Consider the following 19,826-nt stretch of genomic DNA (forward strand, 5'->3'; position numbering starts at 1 on the left):
GACCGGATGGATGCCACGACCCTGCCCGCCCGACTGGCCGAGACCCGCGAGGACTTCCTCGACCTCGGCGTGAAGGACCGCCTGCAGCTGCTGCTCGAGTTCTCGAACGAGCTGCCCGAGCTGCCCGCGCGCTACGCCGACCACCCCGACCTGCTCGAGCGCGTACTGGAGTGCCAGTCGCCGGTCTACATCTTCGTCGAGCTCGACGACGAGGGACGCGTGCACATGCACGCCACCGCCCCCGCCGAGTCGCCGACCACTCGGGGTTTCGCGTCGATCCTCGCGCAGGGGCTCGAGGGACTCACCGCCGACGAGGTGTTCGGCATCCCCGACGACTACCCGCAGTCGCTCGGCCTCGGCGAGGCGGTATCGCCGCTCCGCGTCCGCGGCATGACCGGCATGCTCGCGCGCGCCAAGCGGCAGCTCCGGGAGCGCGTCGCCGCCTAGCCGGCGATCTCGGCCTCCTCGCCGATGCGCGCCGGCGACTCCGAGCTGCGCTCGAGCCACCCGCGCACCAGACCGGTCCACCGCTCGGGGTCGTGGTTCCACAGCTTGGTGTGCCGGGCGCCCTCGAACTCCTCGAACTCGATGAGGTCGGGTCGCGCCTCGGCGAAGCGCCGCGACCCGTCGATGGGCACGAATCCGTCGTCGACGCTGTGCATGAGGAGCATCGGCACGTCGAACTCCTCGGCTCGCGCCACGGGGTCGAGGTCGGTGACGTCGATGGGCGCCGCGAGTCCGGTGAGCCCGCCGCTCCACGGCCCGCCGATGAGCCGCGAGACGACGTCGCCGAGACCGCGCGGGAAACCGAGCGCCTCACCTTGGAAGCGCAGGATGTCGATCCAGTCGATCGCCGGCGAATCGAGCACGACGCCCACGAGGCGCTCCCTCGCCGCGGGCGAGCGGAGCACCGACTGCAACACGATGGCCCCGCCCATCGACCAGCCCATGAGCACGATGCGTTCGGCGCCGTGATCGATCGCGTAGTGGACGGCGGCGACCACGTCGGCCCATTCGGTGCCGCCGAGCCCGTACCGCCGATCCTCGCTCTCGGGGGCCTCGCCGTCGTTGCGGTACGAGATGAGGAGCGACGTCCATCCGGCCTCGTGCGCCGGCGGCACGGCACGCAGGCCCTCCTGCCGCTTCGCGCCGCGACCGTGCACCTGGATCACCCAACGGTTCGATCCGCCCTCGGCCGGCACGACCCAGGCCGGCGCCGGACCGAGCGGCGTCTCGACCACGGCGTTCTCGTACGGCAGGCCGAGCTCCCATGGTCCGAGGTGGTAGAAGCCGTTGATGCGGCCTCGCTCGGCGCGCTCGAGGCGCCCGAAGTCGACCCGCTCGACGTGGCGGCGCACCTGCCGGGCGTCTTCGTCGATGACGTCGCCGAGGCGGGCGTGTCCCGACTCGCGCTCGAACCAGAGCCCGTACCGCCCGCGCATCCGGGATTCGTCGGATGCCGCGAGCACGATCTCCCCGCTCGGCAGGTCGACCGCGGTGATCCGCACGTCCTCCTCCCGCACGGCGGGCGGGATGACGACCTTCCGCGCGAACCGCACCACGATGAACGCGCCGACCGCGGCCAGGCCTGCCGCGAGCAATCCGGTCGCGGCGGCGGCCACGGCGACGGTATCGCGGGCTCCCGTGCGACGACTCATCCGCACCCCTTCCTGCGAAGCGATCCCTGTGGACGACGGTGCGCGGCGTGCCGCCGACATCCGCCCCATCCGAGACTCTAGTCTGCACTCGTGCCCGAGTCCGCGACGCGTCTGCCAGCCGAGTTCGGGGCCGCGCTCGAATCGCTGCGAGCGGCCTCGCCACGGCCGGAGCTGCGCGTGTCGGAGATCCCCGCGCCCGGGTCGCTCGCGCCGTATGCGGTGGCGTTGTCGGCGGATGTCTCGCCCAGCCGTCACGGCGACGATTCCGATCTCGGAACGGGGCGATTCGTGCTGCTGTACGACCCGAGCGAGCCCGAGGCCTGGGGCGGCCGCTTCCGCGTCGTCTGCTTCGCGCAGGCGCCGCTCGAGACCGACATCGGCCTCGACCCGTTCCTCGCGGATGTCGCGTGGTCGTGGCTCGTCGATGCGCTCGATGCCCGTGGAGCGCGCTACGTCGCGGCATCCGGCACCGCGACCAAGATCCTCTCGACCGGATTCGGCGAGTTGGCGCGTCAGGGCGACGGCGCCCAGATCGAGTTGCGTGCCTCCTGGACCCCGCTCGACGCCGACATCGGCCCCCATGTGGAAGGCTGGGGTGAGTTGTTGTGCATGCTCGCGGGGCTGCCGCCCCGATCAGAGGGGGTGACCGCCCTGCCCCGACGGAGGACCAAGCGTGGATGAGTTCCGGGTGATCGCCTCGCCCGCCGAGTTCGACGAGGCCGTGCGACGGCTCGCCGGCGGCGAGGGACCGGTCGCCGTCGACGCCGAACGGGCGAGCGGCTTCCGCTACTCGCAACGGGCCTACCTCATCCAGCTGTTCCGCCGCGGAGCGGGCACGTTCCTCATCGACCCGCCCGAGATCCCCGACTTCTCCGAGCTGCAGGCCGTGCTCCGACCCGAGGAATGGGTGCTGCACGCCGCGAGCCAGGACCTCGCATGCCTCCGCGAGGTCGGCCTCGACCCCGAGCGCATCTTCGACACCGAGCTCGCGGCACGCCTGCTCGGGATGCCGCGGGTCGGACTGGCCTCGGTCGTCGAGGAGCTGCTCGGCATCCGGCTCGCCAAGGAGCACTCCGCGTCGGACTGGTCCACGCGCCCGCTCCCGCAGTCGTGGCTGCAGTACGCGGCGCTCGATGTCGAGCTGCTCGTGGACGTGCGCGACCGGCTGGTCGAGCGACTCGACGAGACCGACAAGGCCGAGCTCGCGCGCCAGGAGTTCGAAGCCGTGCTGCACCGCGAGGCCAAGCCGCCGGCGGCCGAACCCTGGCGTCGCCTCTCGGGGATCCACGGCATGCGCGGCCAGCGCAACCTCGCCGTCGCCAGGGAACTCTGGCTCGCGCGCGACGCGCGAGCCGCCGAGCTCGACATCGCGCCGGGCCGCATGGTGCCCGACGCGGCGATCCTCGCCGTGGCGAAGGCGTTGCCGCAGAGCCGGCGCGCCCTCGCCGACCTCCGCGAGTTCACCGGACGCGCCAGCCGCACGGAGCTCGACCGCTGGTGGGCCGCCGTCGAACGCGGGCTCGCCACCACCGACCTGCCGGCCGTGCGGGTCCCGAGCGATGCGCCCCCGCCGCCCCGCGCCTGGGCGATGCGCAACCCCGAGGCCGACGCGCGGCTCCGGCTCGCGAAGCAGGCCGTCGCCGAGATCGCCGATCGACTGGAGATGCCGGTCGAGAACGTGCTGACCCCCGACCACCTTCGCCGCGTCGCATGGTGGCCGCCGGCCGAGGCGACCGCCGACGCGATCGCCGCGGCACTCGCCCACCTCGGCGCGCGACCGTGGCAGGTTGAGGCAACCTCACAGAGGATCGCCGAAGCCTTTGTCGACGCGGCACAATCCCTCGAGGATGCCGTCCACGGGGCTTCGTAGGTTCCGTCAAGCGATTCCGCCCCCTCCGACGGCCTTCATAGGATCGAGGCATCCTGACCGACATGAGGGAGCTGCAGCGTGGCTGAACGAACTGAAGTCGTCTTCGTCGACGGGGTCCGCACCCCGTTCGGGCGAGCCGGCGAGAAGGGCATGTACTGGAACACGAGGGCGGACGACCTCGTGGTGAAGGCGATCGTCGGATTGCTCGAACGCAACCCCAGCGTGCCGAAGGATCGCATCGACGACGTCGCGATCGCCGCCACCACGCAGACGGGCGACCAAGGCCTCACGATCGGCCGTTCGGCCTCGATCCTCGCGGGCATCCCCAAGTCAGTCCCCGGGTTCGCGATCGACCGGATGTGCGCCGGCGCCATGACGGCCGCGGCCATGATGTCGAGTTCGATCGGCTTCGGCATGTACGACCTCGCCATCGCCGGCGGCGTGGAGCACATGGGCCACCACCCCATGGGATCGGGAGCCGATCCGAACCCGCGATTCGTGAGCGAGAAGCTCGTCGCCGAGGATGCACTCGTGATGGGCGCGACCGCCGAACGGATCCACGACCGGTTCCCGCGGCTCACCAAGGAGCGCAGCGATCGGTACGCGCTCGGGAGCCAGCAGAAGACCGCCGCCGCGTACGAGGCCGGCAAGATCCAGCAGGACCTGATCCCGGTCGCCATCCGGAGCCACCAGGGCTGGGGCCTCGCGACCCGCGACGAGGTGATGCGTCCCGAGACGACGCTCGAGGGCCTCGCCGGGCTGAAGACCCCGTTCCGTCCGCACGGCCGCGTGACCGCCGGCAACGCATCAGGGCTCAACGACGGCGCCACCGCCGCGATCATCGCGTCGGGCGCCCTCGCGAAGGAACTCGGCATCGCGCCCAAGATGAAGCTCCTGAGCTTCGCCTTCGCCGGCGTCGACCCCGAGATCATGGGCATCGGTCCGATCCCCGCGACCGAGAAGGCACTCCGCAAGGCGGGCCTGAAGATCGAGGACATCGGCCTCTTCGAGATCAACGAGGCGTTCGCCGTGCAGGTGCTCTCGTTCCTCGACCACTACGGCATCGACGACGACGACCCGCGCGTCAACCCGTGGGGCGGCGCCATCGCGGTCGGTCACCCGCTCGCCTCCTCGGGCGTCCGTCTCATGAATCAGCTCGCGAGCCAGTTCGCCGAGCGCCCCGACGTGCGCTACGGCATGACGACCATGTGCGTCGGCCTCGGACAGGGCGGCACGATGATCTGGGAGAACCCGAACTACTCGCGCAAGGCAGCGAAGAAGGCCTGAGGACGACACGATGACCGACTACACCACGATCGACTTCGAGCCGCTCACCGCCCTGTCCGAGGACGAGGTCGTCACGCACTCGTACGTGCGCGACATCCCCCTCTCGGGCGGCAAGACGCTCGCCCTCGTGACGCTCGACAACGGTCGCGACCACACGCGGCCGAACACCCTCGGCCCGGTCTCGCTGCTCGAGTACGCGACAACGCTCGACGCCCTGAAGGACCGCGCCGCGGCGGGCGAGATCCACGCCGTCGCGGTGACGGGCAAGCCCTTCATCCTCGCGGCGGGCGCCGACCTCTCCAAGGTCGCCGAGATCCCGAGCCGCGAGGTCGCGCTGCGGATGGGGCAGCTCGGTCACTACGCGCTCGGCAAGGCGTCGGAGCTCGGCGTGCCGTCGTTCGCGTTCATCAACGGCCTCGCCCTCGGCGGCGGACTCGAGATCGCGCTCAATGCCGACTACCGCACGGTGGATGCCTCGGTGCCGGCCGTCGCGCTTCCCGAGGTGTTCCTCGGCCTCATCCCGGGCTGGGGCGGCGCATACCTGCTGCCGAACCTCATCGGCATCGAGAACGCCCTCAAGGTCGTGATCGAGAACCCGCTCAAGCAGAACCGCACGCTCAAGGCCGGCGACGTGCTGGAGCTCGGCATCGCCGACGCGCTCTTCCCGTCGGTGACGTTCCTCGAGAGCTCCATCCGCTGGGCCGACGATGTCGTCTCGGGCCGTGTGAAGGTGAAGCGCCCCAACGAGCCCGGCAAGGTCGAGCGACTCGTCAAGTGGGATGCCGCCATCGGTATCGCCACGAAGATGCTGAAGAGCCGCATCGGCACCGTGCCGAAGTCCCCGTACGCCGCGCTCGAGCTCCTGAAGGCCGCGAAGAGCGGAACGAAGGCCGAGGGCTTCGAGCGCGAGGACGAGGTGCTCGCCGACCTCATCGCAGGCGACCAGCTCCAGGCATCCGTCTACGCCTTCAACCTCGTGCAGAAGCGAGCGAAGCGCCCCGCCGGCGCCCCCGACAAGGCCCTCGCGAAGCCTGTCACGAAGGTCGGCGTGCTCGGCGCGGGGTACATGGCGAGCCAGCTCGCGCTGCTGTTCGTGCGCCGTCTGCGAGTGCCCGTCGTCATCACCGACATCGACCAGGAGCGTGTCGACAAGGGCGTGGGCTACATCGCGGCCGAGATCGACAAGCTGCTCGACAAGGAGCGCATCTCGCCCGACGAGGCGAACCGCCTGAAGGCGCTCGTCACCGGCACCACCGACAAGGCCGAATTCGCCGACTGCGACTGGGTCATCGAGGCCGTCTTCGAGGAGCTCGAGATCAAGCAGCAGGTGTTCGCGGAGGTCGAGCAGTTCGTCTCCGCTGAGGCCGTGCTGGCCACGAACACGTCGTCGCTCTCGGTCGAGCAGATCGGTGCGAAGCTGGCGCATCCCGAGCGGGTCGTGGGCTTCCACTTCTTCACGCCGGTGGCCGTGATGCCCCTCATCGAGGTCGTGAAGACCCCGGCGACGGACGACGCCACGCTGTCGACCGCGATGGTCATCGCGTCGAAGCTCAAGAAGAACGCCGTGATCACGGCCGACACCCCCGGGTTCGTCGTGAACCGCCTGCTCGCGGTGCTGCTCGGCGAGGCCATGCGTGCGGTCGACGAGGGCACGTCCTTCGCGACGGTCGATGAGGCCATCGCACCGCTCGGCCTGCCCATGCCACCCTCGCAGCTCCTCGATCTCGTGGGGCTCAAGGTCGGCGCGCACGTGCTCGACACGCACCACGCCGCGTTCCCCGACCGGTTCTACCGCTCGGAGAACCTCCACCGGCTGGCCGACCACGGCACGCTGCTCGACAAGGACGACAAGGGCAAGGTCAAGGGCTTCGACAAGGGCGCACTCAAGCTCGTGGCGGGCGGGACGAACCCCTCGACGCCCGAGGATATCCTCACCCGGCTGCAGGACGGCCTCGCTCGCGAGGCGAAGCTCATGCTCGACGACGGCGTCGTCGCCGCGGCTGAAGACCTCGACCTCTGCATGATCCTCGGAGCGGGCTTCCCGTTCCAGATGGGCGGGCTCACGCCGTACCTCGACCGGGTGGGTGCGTCGGAGCGGGTCTTCGGCGACACGTTCCACAACCCGCCGATCCGGGGTGTCGACGCCTGACGTCGAACACGAAGCGGCCCCCGGCGACCTCGTTGTCGCCGGGGGCCGCTCTGTCGTTGCCGACGCGTCAGCGGGGCCGCGTCACACCCGGGGTTGCGGTCGAGTGTCGCTCGACACGGTATCGAGCCCGGCGCCCCGGGCGTGCGGCAGCTTCGATCCGAGGACCATGGCCGTGACGTCGCGGGCGATGTGCTGCGGGGTGAGCCCGACGCGCTCGAGGATGTCGCTGCGCGAACCGTGCTCGAGGAACTCGTCGGGCAGGCCGATCTCGGTGACCGCGGTGTCGACACCCGCCTCGCGGAGATCCTGGCGGATCCGCGTGCCGATGCCGCCGACCCGGATGCCGTCTTCGAGGCTCACGACGATGCGGTGCTCGCGGGCGAGGTCGACGACGCTCGCCGGCACCGGGACGACCCAGCGCGGATCCACGACGGTGGCGCCGATGCCCTGGGCCTCGAGGCGCTCGGCGACCTCGAGGCCGATCCCGGCCATGGGGCCGACCGTGACGAGCAACACGTCCCGGCGTCCCGACTCGGCGAGCACGTCGACGCCGTCTCGCGTGCGACGGACGGCCTCGTAGTCGACGCCCACGGTGCCCTTCGGGAATCGCAGCACGGTCGGGCCGTCCTCGACGACCACGGCTTCGGCGAGCTCCTCCGCGAGCCGCACGGAGTCGCGCGGCGCGGCGATGCGGATGCCGGGCACGACCTGGAGGATCGACAGGTCCCACACGCCGTGGTGGCTCGGTCCGTCGGGGCCCGTGACGCCGGCCCGGTCGAGCACGAACGTGACGCCGGCCTTGTGCAGCGCGACATCCATGAGCACCTGATCGAAGGCTCGGTTGATGAAGGTGGCGTACACGGCGACGACCGGATGGAGACCGCCGAACGCGAGGCCGGCCGCGGACGTGGCGGCGTGCTGCTCGGCGATGCCGACGTCGAAGACCCGACCCGGGAACCGCTCCGCCATGCGGTGCAGCCCCGTGGGGCGGAGCATCGCCGCCGTGATGCCGACGAGGCGCTCGTTGTGCTCGGCGAGGCGCACGAGCTCATCGGCGAACACGCTCGTCCACGACGGGGCCGACGTGGACTCGAGCGACTCCCCCGTCTCTGGATCGATCTGGCCGACCGCGTGGAACTGGTCGGCGATGTCGTTGCGAGCGGGCTCGTAGCCGCGGCCCTTGTCGGTGATGGCGTGCACGATGACGGGCGCGCCGTAGTCCTTGGCCTGCCGGAGCGCCTCCTCCATGGCGCGCTCGTCGTGTCCGTCGATCGGGCCGATGTACTTGATGTCGAGGTTGGAGTACAGCGCCTCGTTGTTGGTGAACCGGCTGAGGAACCCGTGCAATCCGCCGCGGACGCCGCGGTAGAAGGCGCGCGCGGGCCCGCCCATCCGGTCGAACGCGCGACGGCTCGAGAGGTGCAGCGCGCGATAGGTCTGCTTCGTGCGCACGGAGTTCAGGAACCTGGCCATGCCGCCGATGGTGGGCGCGTACGATCGGCCGTTGTCGTTCACGACCACGACGAGACGGCGGGTGTTGTCGTCGGAGATGTTGTTGAGCGCCTCCCACGTCATGCCGCCCGTCAAGGCACCGTCGCCGACCACGGCGACGACGTGCCGGTCGTCCTGGCCGGTCATCTCGAACGCCTTCGAGATGCCGTCGGCCCACGAGAGCGAACTGGAGGCGTGCGAGCTCTCGACGATGTCGTGCTCGGACTCGGAGCGCTGCGGGTAGCCCGCGAGCCCGCCGGTCTGGCGCAGGGTCGAGAGGTCCCTGCGGCCCGTCAGCAGCTTGTGCACGTACGACTGGTGACCCGTGTCGAACACGATGGCGTCGCGCGGCGAATCGAAGACCCGGTGGATGGCGATCGTCAGCTCCACGACGCCGAGGTTCGGGCCGAGGTGACCGCCCGTCTTCGAGACGGATGCCACGAGGTATTCGCGCACCTCGCGGGCCAGCTGCTCGAGCTGCTCCTGGTCCAGCGAATCGAGATCGCGTGGTCCTGAGATCGTCTCGAGAAGGGTCATGGGTGGCGCCTCCGGGTGCTCGCGGCGGGTGCCGCGGATCGAATCGAGTCTACGCCGGGCATGCTGGGAGGCCGGGCAGAGTTCGGGGCGATCGGCGAAGTGCCGACCGCCCCGATTCGCGAGCTGCGACGCTACACGAGCGAACGCAGCACGTACTGCAGGATGCCGCCGTTGCGGTAGTAATCCGCCTCACCGGGCGTGTCGATGCGTACGACGGCGTCGAACTCGACGACCTGCTTGCCGGCGGGCGAATGCTCGCTCGGCGCGGCGACCACGTGCACGGTGCGCGGCGTGACCCCCTCGTTGAGCTGCTCGAGGCCCGTGATCGAGATGATCTCGGTGCCGTCGAGCCCCAGCGAGTCGGCCGACTCGCCGGCCGGGAACTGCAGCGGCACGACGCCCATGCCGATGAGGTTGGAGCGGTGGATGCGCTCGAAGCTCTCGGTGATGACGGCCTTGACACCCAGGAGGCTCGTGCCCTTCGCCGCCCAGTCGCGCGACGAACCGGAGCCGTATTCCTTGCCGCCGAAGATCACCAGCGGGGTTCCGGCGGCCTGGTAGTTCCGGCTCGCGTCGTAGATCGACGACTGCGGGGCGTCGGCCTTCGTGAAGTCGCGCGTGAACCCGCCTTCGACGCCGTCGAGGAGCTGGTTCTTCAGGCGGATGTTCGCGAACGTGCCTCGGATCATGACCTCGTGGTTGCCGCGGCGCGAGCCGTACGAGTTGAAGTCCTTGCGGTCGACGCCGTGCTCGGTGAGGTACCGGCCCGCGGGGCTGTCGGCCTTGATCGAGCCGGCCGGCGAGATGTGGTCGGTCGTGACCGAGTCGCCGAGCTTCGCGAGCACACGTGCACCCACGATGTCGGTCACGGGCGTCGTCTCCATGGTCATGCCGTCGAAGTACGGGGGCTTGCGCACATAGGTCGACTCGGCGTCCCACTCGAACGTCGCACCCGTCGGCGTCTCGAGCCCGCGCCAGCGCTCGTCACCCTCGAACACGCTCGCGTACTGGTGCGTGAACATGTCCTTGTTGATGGACGAGTCGATCGTGTCCTGCACCTCGGCGGCAGCGGGCCAGATGTCCTTCAGGAACACGTCGTTGCCGTCGCGGTCCTTGCCGAGTGCGTCGACCTCGAAGTCGAAGTTCATCGAACCCGCGAGGGCGTACGCGATGACGAGCGGCGGGCTCGCGAGGTAGTTCATCTTCACGTCGGGATTGATGCGCCCCTCGAAGTTGCGGTTGCCCGAGAGCACGGCGGTGACCGCGAGGTCGTTCTGCTGCACCGCGGCCGAGACCTCCTCGATGAGCGGACCCGAGTTGCCGATGCACGTCGTGCAGCCGTAGCCGACGGTGTAGAAGCCGAGCGCCTCGAGGTCGTCGTTGAGGCCGGCCTTCTCGTAGTACTCGGTGACCACCTTCGAGCCGGGCGCGAGGGTGGTCTTCACCCACGGCTTGACCTTGAGGCCCTTCTGCACCGCGTTGCGTGCCAGGAGGCCCGCGGCGAGCATGACCGACGGATTCGACGTGTTGGTGCACGAGGTGATCGCGGCGATCGTGACGGCGCCGTGGTCGAGCGTGTAGCCGGCGCCGTCGGCGGTCGTCACCGGCGTGGGCTTGGACACGGTCCGCGGCGCGTGCGAACGGTGATGCTCGACGTGGTGGTAGTGGCTGTGCTCGTCCTCCGGCGTGTTGCTGGGCGGGTCGGACGCCGGGAACGACTCGATCGACTCGAGATCGACGAGGTCGTGCGAGACCTCCGCGTAGTCGGTGACGTCCCGCTCGAACTGCTCTTTCGCGTCGGTCAGCTCGATACGGTCCTGCGGCCGCTTCGGGCCGGCGATCGAGGGCACGACCGTGCCGAGGTCGAGCTCGAGGTACTCGCTGAAGACGGGCTCGTCGGCGGCGTCGTGCCAGAGCTTCTGCACCTTCGAATAGGCCTCGACGAGCGCGACCTGCTCCTCGCTGCGTCCGGTGAGGCGCAGGTAGTCGAGCGTCACGTCGTCGATGGGGAAGATCGCGGCGGTCGAGCCGAATTCGGGACTCATGTTGCCGATGGTCGCCCGGTTGGCGAGCGGCACGGAAGCCACGCCTGAGCCGTAGAACTCGACGAACTTGCCGACCACGCCGTGATCGCGCAGCATGTCGGTGATGGTGAGCACCACGTCCGTCGCGGTGACGCCCGCCGGAATCTCGCCCGAGAGCTTGAAGCCGACGACCTTCGGGATGAGCATCGAGACGGGCTGGCCGAGCATGGCCGCCTCGGCCTCGATGCCGCCGACGCCCCAGCCGAGCACGCCCAGGCCGTTGACCATCGTGGTGTGCGAGTCCGTGCCGACGCAGGTGTCGGGGTAGGCGCGCAGGACGCCGTCGACCTCGCGGGTGAAGGTGACCTTCGCGAGATGCTCGATGTTCACCTGGTGCACGATGCCGGTGCCGGGCGGCACGACCTTGAAGTCGTCGAAGGCGGTCTGGCCCCAGCGGAGGAACTGGTAGCGCTCGCCGTTGCGCTCGTACTCGATCTCGACGTTGCGCTCGAGGGCGTTCTCGGTGCCGAAGAGGTCGGCGATGACGGAGTGGTCGATGACCATCTCTGCCGGGGCGAGCGGGTTGATCTTGTTGGGGTCGCCGCCGAGCGATTCGACCGCCTCGCGCATGGTCGCGAGGTCGACGATGCAGGGCACGCCGGTGAAGTCCTGCATGACCACGCGGGCCGGCGTGAACTGGATCTCGGTGTCGGGCTCGGCGGTCGGGACCCAGGAGCCCAGCGCCTCGATCTGCTCCTTCGTGACGTTGGCACCGTCCTCGGTGCGAAGCAGGTTCTCGAGGAGGACCTTCAGGCTGAACGGCAGCTTCTCGTGGCCGGGCACGGTGTCGAGTCGGAAGATCTCGTAGGACTTCTCACCGACGCGGAGCGTGTCCTTCGCCCCGAAACTGTTCACTGCAGACACGATGTCCTCTCCTTCGCGGATGACGCGTATTTATCTTGACGTCGAGATAACTCTATCACTCGGGCGCACGAGGCGCCGACGGGTACACTGCCCGCACCACCAGCCACGTGAACACCAGCACGAGTGCGTACAACGGCACGCCCATGAGCAGGCGCGTGGCCCCGAGCGCCTCCACGTTCCCGGCGAAGTAGAACGGCACCTGCACGACGAGTCGCGCCGTGAAGAGTCCGAGCCAGATGAGCGTGAGGAACTGCATGGCCCGGAGCTTTCGCCGTTCCGTGCGCCACGAGGTGCCGTCACCGAGGAGGAAGCCGACGATGAGGCCGATGAGCGGCCATCCCACGAGGAGCGAGACCAGGAGCGCGACGGCGTAGGCGGCGTTCGTGTAGAAGCCGAGCACGTAGTTGTCCTCGGCTCGCCCGGTCCACAGGGCGAGGGCGGCGGATGCCCCGACCCCGATGAGTCCCGCGATGGCCTGCGTCGGCCCGCTCCGGCGCACGAGCCGCACGACCGTGAAGATCACGGCGAGGCCGAGGGATGCCGCGAGCGCGGGGACGAGCTCTTTGGTGAATGTGTAGACGACGAGGAACACGAGGCCGGGCAGGATCGCCTCGGCGAGACCGCGCACGCCGCCGAGGGCGCCGAGCAGGTCGCGACCCGTCAAGGTCTCCTCGCGGGCGATGCCGCCGAGTCCGGAGCGCTCGGCCGCGGCCGCGAGCTGTCGGCCGAACTCGTTCGCACCGTCCTGCTCGGGGCCCGCGGCATCCGCTCGCTGGTCGTCGGGCTCGCGCCGGGCGTCGGGATCGGCCATCGGGCTACGCGGTGGGCGCGCCGGCGGCCGGCATGCGCAACGGGATCAGGTCGCGGGGCGGCATGGGCGTGGTTCCGCGCACGACGACGATGGACCGGAAGAGGTCTTCGACCTGGGCCGCGGCGGTCGGGTCGACCGCCGCCTCGCCGGCGATGACGCCGCGCAGGAACCATCGCGGGCCGTCCACGCCGATGAAGCGCGCGAGGCGCATGTGGCCGGCCTGGCCCTCGCCCGCGGCGACGGGGATCTGGGCGAGCAGTTCGGGGCCGAAGGTTCCCTCGCGGACGGTGGTCGTGCCGCCCTGGCGCGCGATCTGCTCGGCGATCTGCGCGCGGATCTCGTGCCACAGCCCGCTCGACCGCGGCGCCGCGAACGGCTGCACCTGCAGGGTGGAGTTGGCGTAGTCGAGGCCGACGGCCACGACGCGCTTCGTGCCCTCCTCCACCTCGAGCCGGAGGTGGAGGCCCTCACGGGGCAGCACCTTCACGCCGCCGAGGTCGACGTAGGGCCGTACCGGATTCGCCTCCGCCTCGTCGAACGGGCCGGCCACCTCACGGTCGTCGGGCGCCGACTTGGGCTGGTCGACGGGGATGTCGTCGATGTTCTCGATGTCGCTCACGCGTTCACTCCTGACTTGTGCTCCCCGAATCCCGTCGATCCGAATCCACCCTCGCCGCGCAGGCTTCCGGGAAGCCGCTCGACCTCGACGAACCGAGCGCGGCTGACCGGCATCACGACGAGCTGGGCGATGCGATCGCCCGCCTCGATCGAATACGACTCGCTCGCGTCGGTGTTGAGCAGGGCCACCTTGATCTCGCCCCGATACCCGGCATCGACGGTACCGGGTGCATTCACGATCGTGATGCCGTGCTTGAAGGCGAGGCCGGACCGCGGCACGACGAAGGCGACATACCCGTCGGGCAGCGCGATCGCGACGCCGGTGCCCACCGTCGCACGCGCGCCAGGCGCGAGCACGACGGACTCGGCAGCGTGCAGATCGGCCCCCGCATCGCCGGGATGGGCGTAGGTCGGGAGGCGGTCGGCCGTGATCAGCACATCGACGGAATCGGTCACTGTTCGAGGGTAGTGCAGAAGTCTGATCGAATAGAGCCATGCCCGACTACCACGAGAAACTGTGGCCGACGCCCTGGATCTACCTCGCGACCCTGCTGCTCGTTCCCGCGAGCATCCTGGTGCTCGCGCCCGTCTCGATGCCCGCCGGCATCGCGACGGGGGTGATCCTCTACCTCGCCGTGGTCGGGTCGCTCACGATCACCTCGCCGGTCGTCGAGGTGCAGGAGGGGATGCTCCGCGCCGGTCGCGCCGAGATCTCGCTCGCGCACACGGGCGAGGCGATCCCCTCCTTCGATGCGGACGCCCGGGTCGAACGCGGCACCGGCCTCGATGCGCGGGCCTTCCTCGTCATCCGCGGATGGGTGCGGCCCGTCGTTCGGGTGCCGATCACCGACCCGGCCGACCCCACGCCGTACTGGCTGATCTCGACCCGCCGACCGAACGAACTGGCCGCCGCGATCAACGGATCGCGGCGGCCGGGCGGTGCGGAGCGCGACGTCTAGGACGCGCACTCCAGGCAGATCGGGCCGAGCTTGGTCTCGTGGTCGATCTGCGAGCGATGCTTCACGAGGAAGCAGTTCACGCACGTGAACTCGTCAGCCTGGGGCGGAAGCACGACGACGTCGAGCTCGACGTCGGAGAGATCGGCACCGGGCAGGTCGAAGCCTCCTGGGTTGTCGGCGTCATCGACATCCACCACTCCCGACATCTTGTCGGGGACGCGCTCCTTGAGGGCCTCGATCGACTCGGAGTCGTCCTCGGTCTTCCGCGGTGCGTCGTAATCCGTTGCCATTCCCATCCATTTCTTCGGTGCCGATGATTCGGCGGGCATAGTCTGCATCAATTCGGGTGCGTAAGCAAACCACTTGCGGCCACCCTGCAACCTGCTACGTGCTCAACTTCCGGCGCGCCCGTGCTATTCCCGGCGGCGCCTTCCACGGCATGGCATCCTTGGGCGGAGACGATGGCACGGAAGGGCTTTGTCGCGATGCAGGAACTCAAGGTAATCGGAGTCGAGAACGGCGCGTTGCTCGCCGCGTCCGACGATGGAGCGCGCTTCCGGATCGAGATCGACGAGGTGCTGCAGTCCCGGATCCGGCAGGCGCAGCCCGAGACTCACACGGGGCCCAAACCCTCGCCCCGCGAGGTGCAGTCCCTCATCCGCTCCGGCCTGTCGGCCGAGGACGTCGCGCAGGTCACCGGCGCGTCGATCGACTACATCCGTCGATTCGAGGGCCCCGTGCTCGCCGAGCGCGAGCACATCGTGACCTCCGCCCTGGCCGTGCCCGTGCACGTCGCGGCCGAGGTCGACCCCGCCGACGACCCGGCCACGTTCGGCAGCGTCATCCGCGAGCGCCTCGCGAAGCTGGGCGTGCACGGCGAACGCTGGGCCAGCTGGAAGGACGAGGAACGCGGCTGGATCGTCAAGCTCGAGTTCACGGCCGACACCATCGACCACGACGCCCGCTGGGGTTTCGAGCCGCGCACGCAGGCGCTGCATCCACTGAACTCCGAGGCCACCACGCTCTCGCAGCAGGGCGAACTGAAGGGCGGACTGATTCCGCGGCTGCGCGCGGTCGCGCCCGACGCCGCTGAGCCGACCCGCTTCGACAGCGGGGCGTTCACGTTCGAGGAGACCGATCAGGGCGAGTTCGACACCGCGCCGCACCTCGAGCCCCTGCCGTATGCGCGCACGACGCCCGCGGCGTCGAGCCCCGCGGTGGCGCGTGCGGCGATCAAGCGGGCCGACGAGCCGAAGCCGACGCTCGGCGAGACGGCGGACCTGCTCGAGGCGCTCCGCCGGCGGCGCGGCGAACGCGAGGCCGCCGGAGCCGACGCCGAGCGGCCGGCCGCACCCGTACCGGAGCCTGCGGCGCCGGCCGCCGAGACACCGGCGGTGCCCGAGGCCAAGCCGGCGAGCGACGACAAGCCCGGAACGGGTGCCCGCACGCTCTGGGGCGGCAAGCCGGCCGGCGCCCCGGCCACTCGTCCGGCGAAGAAGGGGCGCGCCTCGATGCCGAGCTGGGACGAGATCGTCTTCGGCGCGCGCAGCGACGACGACCTGGCCTGATCGCCGGCGTTCGAGGCATCCGCCCGCCCGGGCCTGCGACGAACGCATCGCTCCCGCGTCAGAAATGGCGGATATACGATCCGACGCGCCGTGAGATCCGGCCTCGCCTCGGCGTGCCGGATCGTATATCCGCAGGAAGGTGCACCGGCGTGTGGGCCGCCCGCCAGTCCGGATGCCACGACCACTCGTGAGCCACGGTGCGCGGTGCTACCATTCGAACATACATTCGAACGGGTGGAGGTCGGCATGCCACGGGTGCAGGAGGCCGTCGAGGTCTGGACGAGCGCCGCTGGTGAGCCCGAGCGGCTCGTGTGGCGAGCACGCCGGTACCGCGTCACCGACATGCCGACCGCGCTGGTGGGCCCGTGCGACTGGTGGGGTCCCTTCTCGGGCCACGACGTCTCCCCCGGCCGCGTGCCGCTCTCCATCTCGGGCTGGCGGTTCCAGGCGAGCGCCGACGACGGCGAGACGCACGTGTTCGACGTCGAGCACGACGGCGCGCACTGGCAGCTCGTGCGGGTGTACGACTGAGCTAGGCGGACTTCTCCGCGCGGCGGGGCTTGTGCGGCACTATGGTCGGCGCGGCGTTGTCGAGCACCGCGGCCTTCGTGACGACGACTCGCGCGACGCCGGTGGACGACGGCACCTCGAACATGATCGGTCCGAGCACCTCCTCCATGATGGCGCGCAGGCCCCGGGCCCCGGTCTGACGCAGCACCGCGAGGTCGGCGATGGCCTCGAGGGCGGCCTGCTCGAAGTCGAGTTCGACGCCGTCGAGCTCGAACATGCGCTGGTACTGGCGCACGAGCGCGTTGCGCGGCACCGTGAGGATCTCCATGAGCGCATCGCGATCGAGCGGCATCACGGTGGCGACCACGGGCAGCCGGCCGATGAACTCGGGGATGAGGCCGTACTTGTGCAGGTCTTCGGGCAGCACCTCGCTGAAGATGTCGGCCTCGTCCTCCTTGCTGTGCAGGGGGGCGCCGAAGCCGATGCCGCGCTTGCCGGCCCGCGACGAGATGATGTCTTCCAGACCCGCGAATGCGCCCGCCACGATGAACAGCACGTTCGTCGTGTCGATCTGGATGAACTCCTGGTGCGGGTGCTTGCGTCCGCCCTGCGGCGGCACGGATGCCACGGTGCCCTCGAGGATCTTCAGCAACGCCTGCTGCACGCCCTCGCCCGAGACATCCCTCGTGATCGACGGGTTCTCGGCCTTGCGGGCGATCTTGTCGATCTCGTCGATGTAGATGATGCCGGTCTCGGCTCGCTTGACGTCGTAGTCGGCGGCCTGGATGAGCTTGAGGAGGATGTTCTCGACATCCTCGCCGACGTACCCGGCCTCGGTGAGGGCCGTGGCATCGGCGACGGCGAAGGGCACGTTGAGCTGCTTCGCCAAGGTCTGCGCGAGGTAGGTCTTGCCGCAGCCCGTCGGGCCGATGAGCAGGATGTTCGACTTCGCGATCTCGACGTCGTCGTGCGCGCGGTCGGCCGAGGTGAGGGTCGTGCGGGCGCGCACGCGCTTGTAGTGGTTGTAGACCGCGACGGCGAGCGCCTTCTTCGCGGCCTCCTGCCCGATGACGTACTCCTCGAGGAAGGCGAAGATCTCCTTGGGCTTCGGCAGCTCGAACTCGCCGGACTCGGTCTCGCCCGCCTCGGCGAGTCGCTCCTCGATGATCTCGTTGCAGAGCTCGACGCACTCGTCGCAGATGTAGACCCCGGGTCCGGCGATGAGCTGCTGGACCTGCTTCTGACTCTTTCCGCAGAAGGAGCACTTGAGCAGATCGGCGCTCTCCCCGATGCGTGCCATCGAACCCTCCCTGTCGACGAGTCTGATTCGAGCCTAGCCCGAGAACCGGGGCATGCGGCATGACGCGCCCGGATTGGCAGGCGCGAGTGGTTCGCGGTCCGCGAACCGTCGAGGCGCGCACCGGATCCGCGCACCGACGGGGCATCCGACCCACGGAGCCGACATGCGACGAGGCGGGTGACCCGTCCCGTGGGACCGGTCACCCGCCTCGGGTCGGCGCGTCGGCTAGCGCGTGAGCGCGGGAACGCTCTTGCGCGACGAGAGCACCTGGTCGATGAGGCCGTACTCGAGCGACTCCTCGGCCGACAGGATCTTGTCGCGGTCGATGTCGTTGTTCACCTGCTCCTTGGTGCGGTTCGAGTGCCGCGAGAGCGTCTCCTCGAGCCAGGTGCGCATGCGCATGATCTCGGCCGCCTGGATCTCGATGTCGGATGCCTGGCCGTGACCGGCCTCGCCCATGGCCGGCTGGTGGATGAGCACCCGGGCGTTCGGCAGCGCGAGGCGCTTGCCGGGCGTGCCGGCCGCCGCGATGACGGCCGCCGCCGACGCGGCCTGGCCGAGCACGACGGTCTGGATCTCGGGACGGATGTACTGCATCGTGTCGTAGATCGCGGTCATGGCCGTGAACGAACCGCCCGGCGAGTTGATGTAGAGGATGATGTCGCGGTCGGGATCCATCGACTCGAGCACCAGGAGCTGGGCCATGATGTCGTCGGCCGATGCGTCGTCGACCTGCACGCCGAGGAAGATGATGCGGTCCTCGAAGAGCTTCGCGTACGGGTCCTGGCGCTTGTAGCCGTAGGCCGTGCGCTCCTCGAAGCTCGGCAGGATGTAGCGCGAACCCGGCGCCTGCATGCCGCTGAATGCGGTGCCGCCGAAGGCAGGGCCACTAGAAGTAGGTACTGACATTCGCTCGTTCTCTCTTCTCTGGATGCTTACGCCTGGTCGGTTCCGCCGCCGCCGGACACGTCGAGGGCCGACTCGCGGATGTGGTCGACGAAGCCGTATTCGAGCGCTTCCTGCGCGTTGAACCAGCGGTCGCGGTCGCCGTCGGCGTTGATCTGCTCGACGGTCTTGCCGGTCTGCGCGGCGGTGATCTCGGCGAGACGGCGCTTCATGTCGAGGATGAGCTGCGCCTGGGTCTGGATGTCGCTCGCCGTGCCGCCGAAGCCGCCGTGCGGCTGGTGCAGCAGCACGCGCGCGTTGGGCGTGATGTAGCGCTTGCCCTTGGTGCCCGCGGTGAGCAGGAGCTGGCCCATCGACGCCGCCATGCCGATGCCGACGGTGACGATGTCGTTCGGCACGAACTGCATGGTGTCGTAGATCGCCATGCCGGCCGTGATCGACCCGCCGGGCGAGTTGACGTAGAGGTAGATGTCCTTCTTGGGGTCCTCGGCGGCCAGGAGCAGCAGCTTCGCCGCGATCTCGTTGGCGTTCTCGTCACGAACCTCGGAACCCAGCCAGATGATGCGGTCCTTCAGCAGTCGATCGAAAACACCGGGGCTGGGTGTCACTTCGGCCATGTGTCGCTCCGTTTCGGTTGTCGCGTTCACTCGAATCTATCCGGTGCAACACGCGCCGACGGGGCTGTTCGCCCTAGGCGGATGCCCCGAGCTCCGTCGCGTATGCCGCGAGCGACACGCGGTAGCGCGGAAGGTGCGCCGCGAGTGCGAGGAGCGCCTCGGATGCCGCGCGGCGGGGGTCGCCCGCGTCGACCCGGGCCAGCGCTCGAAATGCGACGACGGCGTCGTGGAGGTCGCCGGCGTCGGCCTCGACGGCGTCGAGGAGTGCGATCGACTCGGTGGGCCGACCGAGGTTGCGGATCGTCGACGCGAGCTGGATATGCGCCTGCACGCGCTCGGAGCCGTCGAGTCCCCGGTCGAGCGCCTCCCGGTAGAGGGTCTCGGCCTCCGCCTCGAGGCCGGCCGAATCGCGGGCTCCCGCGCGTTCGAACAACGCGATCGGGTCGCCGGCGGACCGCTCGGCGGCGAGCGCGTCGATGCGGCGGATCACCTCGTCGTCGCCGAGTTCGTCCGCGGCCGACCACACGGCGTCCACACGGTGCTGCCAGTCGTCCATCGGACTCCTCTCTCGGCGGATGGTGGTTCGACCGTATCGCC

General features: G+C 69.7%; 19 protein-coding genes. 8 read left to right on the top strand and 11 right to left on the bottom strand.

Annotated features, from left to right (window positions below; translation table 11 throughout):
* Window positions 1-6 precede the first annotated feature (6 nt).
* Window positions 7-447, top strand: a complete 441-nt coding sequence (locus tag EZM51_RS18475) for a SufE family protein (RefSeq protein WP_136709781.1) — start codon at window positions 7-9, stop codon at window positions 445-447.
* Here EZM51_RS18475 and EZM51_RS18480 read toward each other — a convergent pair.
* Entirely contained in the window at window positions 444-1,658 is a 1,215-nt protein-coding gene (locus EZM51_RS18480; protein ID WP_169053985.1) for an alpha/beta fold hydrolase, read from the bottom strand. The genes EZM51_RS18475 and EZM51_RS18480 overlap by 4 nt on opposite strands.
* Window positions 1,659-1,748: 90 nt before the next feature.
* Here EZM51_RS18480 and EZM51_RS18485 point away from each other — a divergent pair, with 90 nt between their 5' ends.
* The 4 genes from EZM51_RS18485 to EZM51_RS18500 all read left to right on the top strand — a co-directional run bounded on the left by EZM51_RS18485 (window position 1,749) and on the right by EZM51_RS18500 (window position 6,964).
* Window positions 1,749-2,339: a DUF3000 domain-containing protein gene (locus EZM51_RS18485; RefSeq protein ID WP_136709783.1), complete on the top strand. Its 591-nt coding sequence runs from the start codon at window positions 1,749-1,751 to the stop codon at window positions 2,337-2,339.
* Complete coding sequence (locus EZM51_RS18490; protein WP_136709784.1) at window positions 2,332-3,528, top strand: ribonuclease D; 1,197 nt, start codon at window positions 2,332-2,334, stop codon at window positions 3,526-3,528. Before EZM51_RS18485 ends, EZM51_RS18490 begins: the two co-directional genes overlap by 8 nt.
* 78 nt (window positions 3,529-3,606) lie before the next feature.
* Window positions 3,607-4,815 (top strand): acetyl-CoA C-acyltransferase, encoded by a 1,209-nt coding sequence (locus EZM51_RS18495; protein WP_136709785.1) that lies wholly within the window; start codon window positions 3,607-3,609, stop codon window positions 4,813-4,815.
* A gap of 10 nt (window positions 4,816-4,825) precedes the next feature.
* Complete coding sequence (locus tag EZM51_RS18500; protein ID WP_136709786.1) at window positions 4,826-6,964, top strand: 3-hydroxyacyl-CoA dehydrogenase NAD-binding domain-containing protein; 2,139 nt, start codon at window positions 4,826-4,828, stop codon at window positions 6,962-6,964.
* A gap of 81 nt (window positions 6,965-7,045) precedes the next feature.
* Here EZM51_RS18500 and dxs read toward each other — a convergent pair whose 3' ends face one another.
* The 5 genes from dxs to dut all read right to left on the bottom strand — a co-directional run bounded on the left by dxs (window position 7,046) and on the right by dut (window position 13,825).
* Complete coding sequence (gene dxs, locus EZM51_RS18505; protein ID WP_136709787.1) at window positions 7,046-8,992, bottom strand: 1-deoxy-D-xylulose-5-phosphate synthase; 1,947 nt, start codon at window positions 8,990-8,992, stop codon at window positions 7,046-7,048.
* A 131-nt stretch (window positions 8,993-9,123) separates the two neighbouring features.
* On the bottom strand, window positions 9,124-11,940 hold the full coding sequence (gene acnA, locus EZM51_RS18510) for an aconitate hydratase AcnA (RefSeq protein WP_136709788.1): 2,817 nt from the start codon (window positions 11,938-11,940) through the stop codon (window positions 9,124-9,126).
* A 55-nt stretch (window positions 11,941-11,995) separates the two neighbouring features.
* A complete protein-coding gene (locus EZM51_RS18515) occupies window positions 11,996-12,751 on the bottom strand; it encodes a DUF3159 domain-containing protein (RefSeq protein WP_136709789.1) in 756 nt (251 codons plus the stop codon).
* Window positions 12,752-12,755: 4 nt separating this feature from the next.
* The gene (locus EZM51_RS18520; RefSeq protein ID WP_136709790.1) at window positions 12,756-13,370 is read right to left on the bottom strand and encodes a DUF3710 domain-containing protein; all 615 of its coding nucleotides are present in this window, start codon (window positions 13,368-13,370) and stop codon (window positions 12,756-12,758) included.
* Window positions 13,367-13,825 (bottom strand): dUTP diphosphatase, encoded by a 459-nt coding sequence (gene dut / locus EZM51_RS18525; protein WP_136709791.1) that lies wholly within the window; start codon window positions 13,823-13,825, stop codon window positions 13,367-13,369. Before dut ends, EZM51_RS18520 begins: the two co-directional genes overlap by 4 nt.
* Before the next feature lie 38 nt (window positions 13,826-13,863).
* On the opposite strand from dut, the gene EZM51_RS18530 reads away from it, so the two are divergent.
* Window positions 13,864-14,328, top strand: a complete 465-nt coding sequence (locus tag EZM51_RS18530; protein WP_136709792.1) for a DUF3093 domain-containing protein — start codon at window positions 13,864-13,866, stop codon at window positions 14,326-14,328.
* Here the strand turns inward: EZM51_RS18530 and EZM51_RS18535 are convergent.
* Window positions 14,325-14,618 carry a DUF4193 domain-containing protein gene (locus EZM51_RS18535; protein WP_056729312.1) on the bottom strand — a complete coding sequence of 98 codons (294 nt, stop codon included), beginning with the start codon at window positions 14,616-14,618 and terminating at the stop codon, window positions 14,325-14,327. The two genes, EZM51_RS18530 and EZM51_RS18535, sit on opposite strands and share 4 nt — an antisense overlap.
* A gap of 195 nt (window positions 14,619-14,813) precedes the next feature.
* Between EZM51_RS18535 and sepH the strand changes: the two genes are divergently transcribed.
* Window positions 14,814-15,896, top strand: coding sequence for a septation protein SepH (gene sepH, locus EZM51_RS18540; protein ID WP_136709793.1), 1,083 nt, complete (start codon window positions 14,814-14,816; stop codon window positions 15,894-15,896).
* Window positions 15,897-16,142: 246 nt separating this feature from the next.
* Entirely contained in the window at window positions 16,143-16,427 is a 285-nt protein-coding gene (locus tag EZM51_RS18545; protein ID WP_136709794.1) for a hypothetical protein, read from the top strand.
* A 1-nt stretch (window position 16,428) separates the two neighbouring features.
* On the opposite strand, the gene clpX is transcribed toward EZM51_RS18545, so the two are convergent.
* The 4 genes from clpX to EZM51_RS18565 all read right to left on the bottom strand — a co-directional run bounded on the left by clpX (window position 16,429) and on the right by EZM51_RS18565 (window position 19,785).
* Complete coding sequence (gene clpX / locus EZM51_RS18550) at window positions 16,429-17,706, bottom strand: ATP-dependent Clp protease ATP-binding subunit ClpX (RefSeq protein ID WP_136709795.1); 1,278 nt, start codon at window positions 17,704-17,706, stop codon at window positions 16,429-16,431.
* 225 nt (window positions 17,707-17,931) lie between these two features.
* The gene (locus EZM51_RS18555; RefSeq protein WP_136709796.1) at window positions 17,932-18,615 is read right to left on the bottom strand and encodes an ATP-dependent Clp protease proteolytic subunit; all 684 of its coding nucleotides are present in this window, start codon (window positions 18,613-18,615) and stop codon (window positions 17,932-17,934) included.
* A gap of 26 nt (window positions 18,616-18,641) precedes the next feature.
* The gene (locus EZM51_RS18560) at window positions 18,642-19,229 is read right to left on the bottom strand and encodes an ATP-dependent Clp protease proteolytic subunit (protein WP_136709797.1); all 588 of its coding nucleotides are present in this window, start codon (window positions 19,227-19,229) and stop codon (window positions 18,642-18,644) included.
* Between the two features lie 73 nt (window positions 19,230-19,302).
* Window positions 19,303-19,785 carry a tetratricopeptide repeat protein gene (locus EZM51_RS18565; protein WP_136709798.1) on the bottom strand — a complete coding sequence of 161 codons (483 nt, stop codon included), beginning with the start codon at window positions 19,783-19,785 and terminating at the stop codon, window positions 19,303-19,305.
* Window positions 19,786-19,826 lie beyond the last annotated feature (41 nt).

This window comes from Agromyces sp. H66, from assembly GCF_004959775.1.
In the GTDB taxonomy this organism is placed as follows: domain Bacteria; phylum Actinomycetota; class Actinomycetes; order Actinomycetales; family Microbacteriaceae; genus Agromyces.

What these genes read in the sequence shown, in the direction of transcription:
- EZM51_RS18545 (WP_136709794.1), top strand. Translation starts at nt 16,143, where the DNA reads ATGCCACGGGTGCAGGAGGCCGTCGAGGTCTGGACGAGCGCCGCTGGT.
- EZM51_RS18515 (WP_136709789.1), bottom strand. Translation starts at nt 12,751, where the DNA reads ATGGCCGATCCCGACGCCCGGCGCGAGCCCGACGACCAGCGAGCGGAT.
- clpX (WP_136709795.1), bottom strand. Translation starts at nt 17,706, where the DNA reads ATGGCACGCATCGGGGAGAGCGCCGATCTGCTCAAGTGCTCCTTCTGC.
- EZM51_RS18555 (WP_136709796.1), bottom strand. Translation starts at nt 18,615, where the DNA reads ATGTCAGTACCTACTTCTAGTGGCCCTGCCTTCGGCGGCACCGCATTC.
- EZM51_RS18560 (WP_136709797.1), bottom strand. Translation starts at nt 19,229, where the DNA reads ATGGCCGAAGTGACACCCAGCCCCGGTGTTTTCGATCGACTGCTGAAG.
- dxs (WP_136709787.1), bottom strand. Translation starts at nt 8,992, where the DNA reads ATGACCCTTCTCGAGACGATCTCAGGACCACGCGATCTCGATTCGCTG.
- EZM51_RS18500 (WP_136709786.1), top strand. Translation starts at nt 4,826, where the DNA reads ATGACCGACTACACCACGATCGACTTCGAGCCGCTCACCGCCCTGTCC.
- EZM51_RS18530 (WP_136709792.1), top strand. Translation starts at nt 13,864, where the DNA reads ATGCCCGACTACCACGAGAAACTGTGGCCGACGCCCTGGATCTACCTC.
- EZM51_RS18480 (WP_169053985.1), bottom strand. Translation starts at nt 1,658, where the DNA reads ATGAGTCGTCGCACGGGAGCCCGCGATACCGTCGCCGTGGCCGCCGCC.
- EZM51_RS18565 (WP_136709798.1), bottom strand. Translation starts at nt 19,785, where the DNA reads ATGGACGACTGGCAGCACCGTGTGGACGCCGTGTGGTCGGCCGCGGAC.
- EZM51_RS18535 (WP_056729312.1), bottom strand. Translation starts at nt 14,618, where the DNA reads ATGGCAACGGATTACGACGCACCGCGGAAGACCGAGGACGACTCCGAG.
- sepH (WP_136709793.1), top strand. Translation starts at nt 14,814, where the DNA reads ATGCAGGAACTCAAGGTAATCGGAGTCGAGAACGGCGCGTTGCTCGCC.
- EZM51_RS18475 (WP_136709781.1), top strand. Translation starts at nt 7, where the DNA reads ATGGATGCCACGACCCTGCCCGCCCGACTGGCCGAGACCCGCGAGGAC.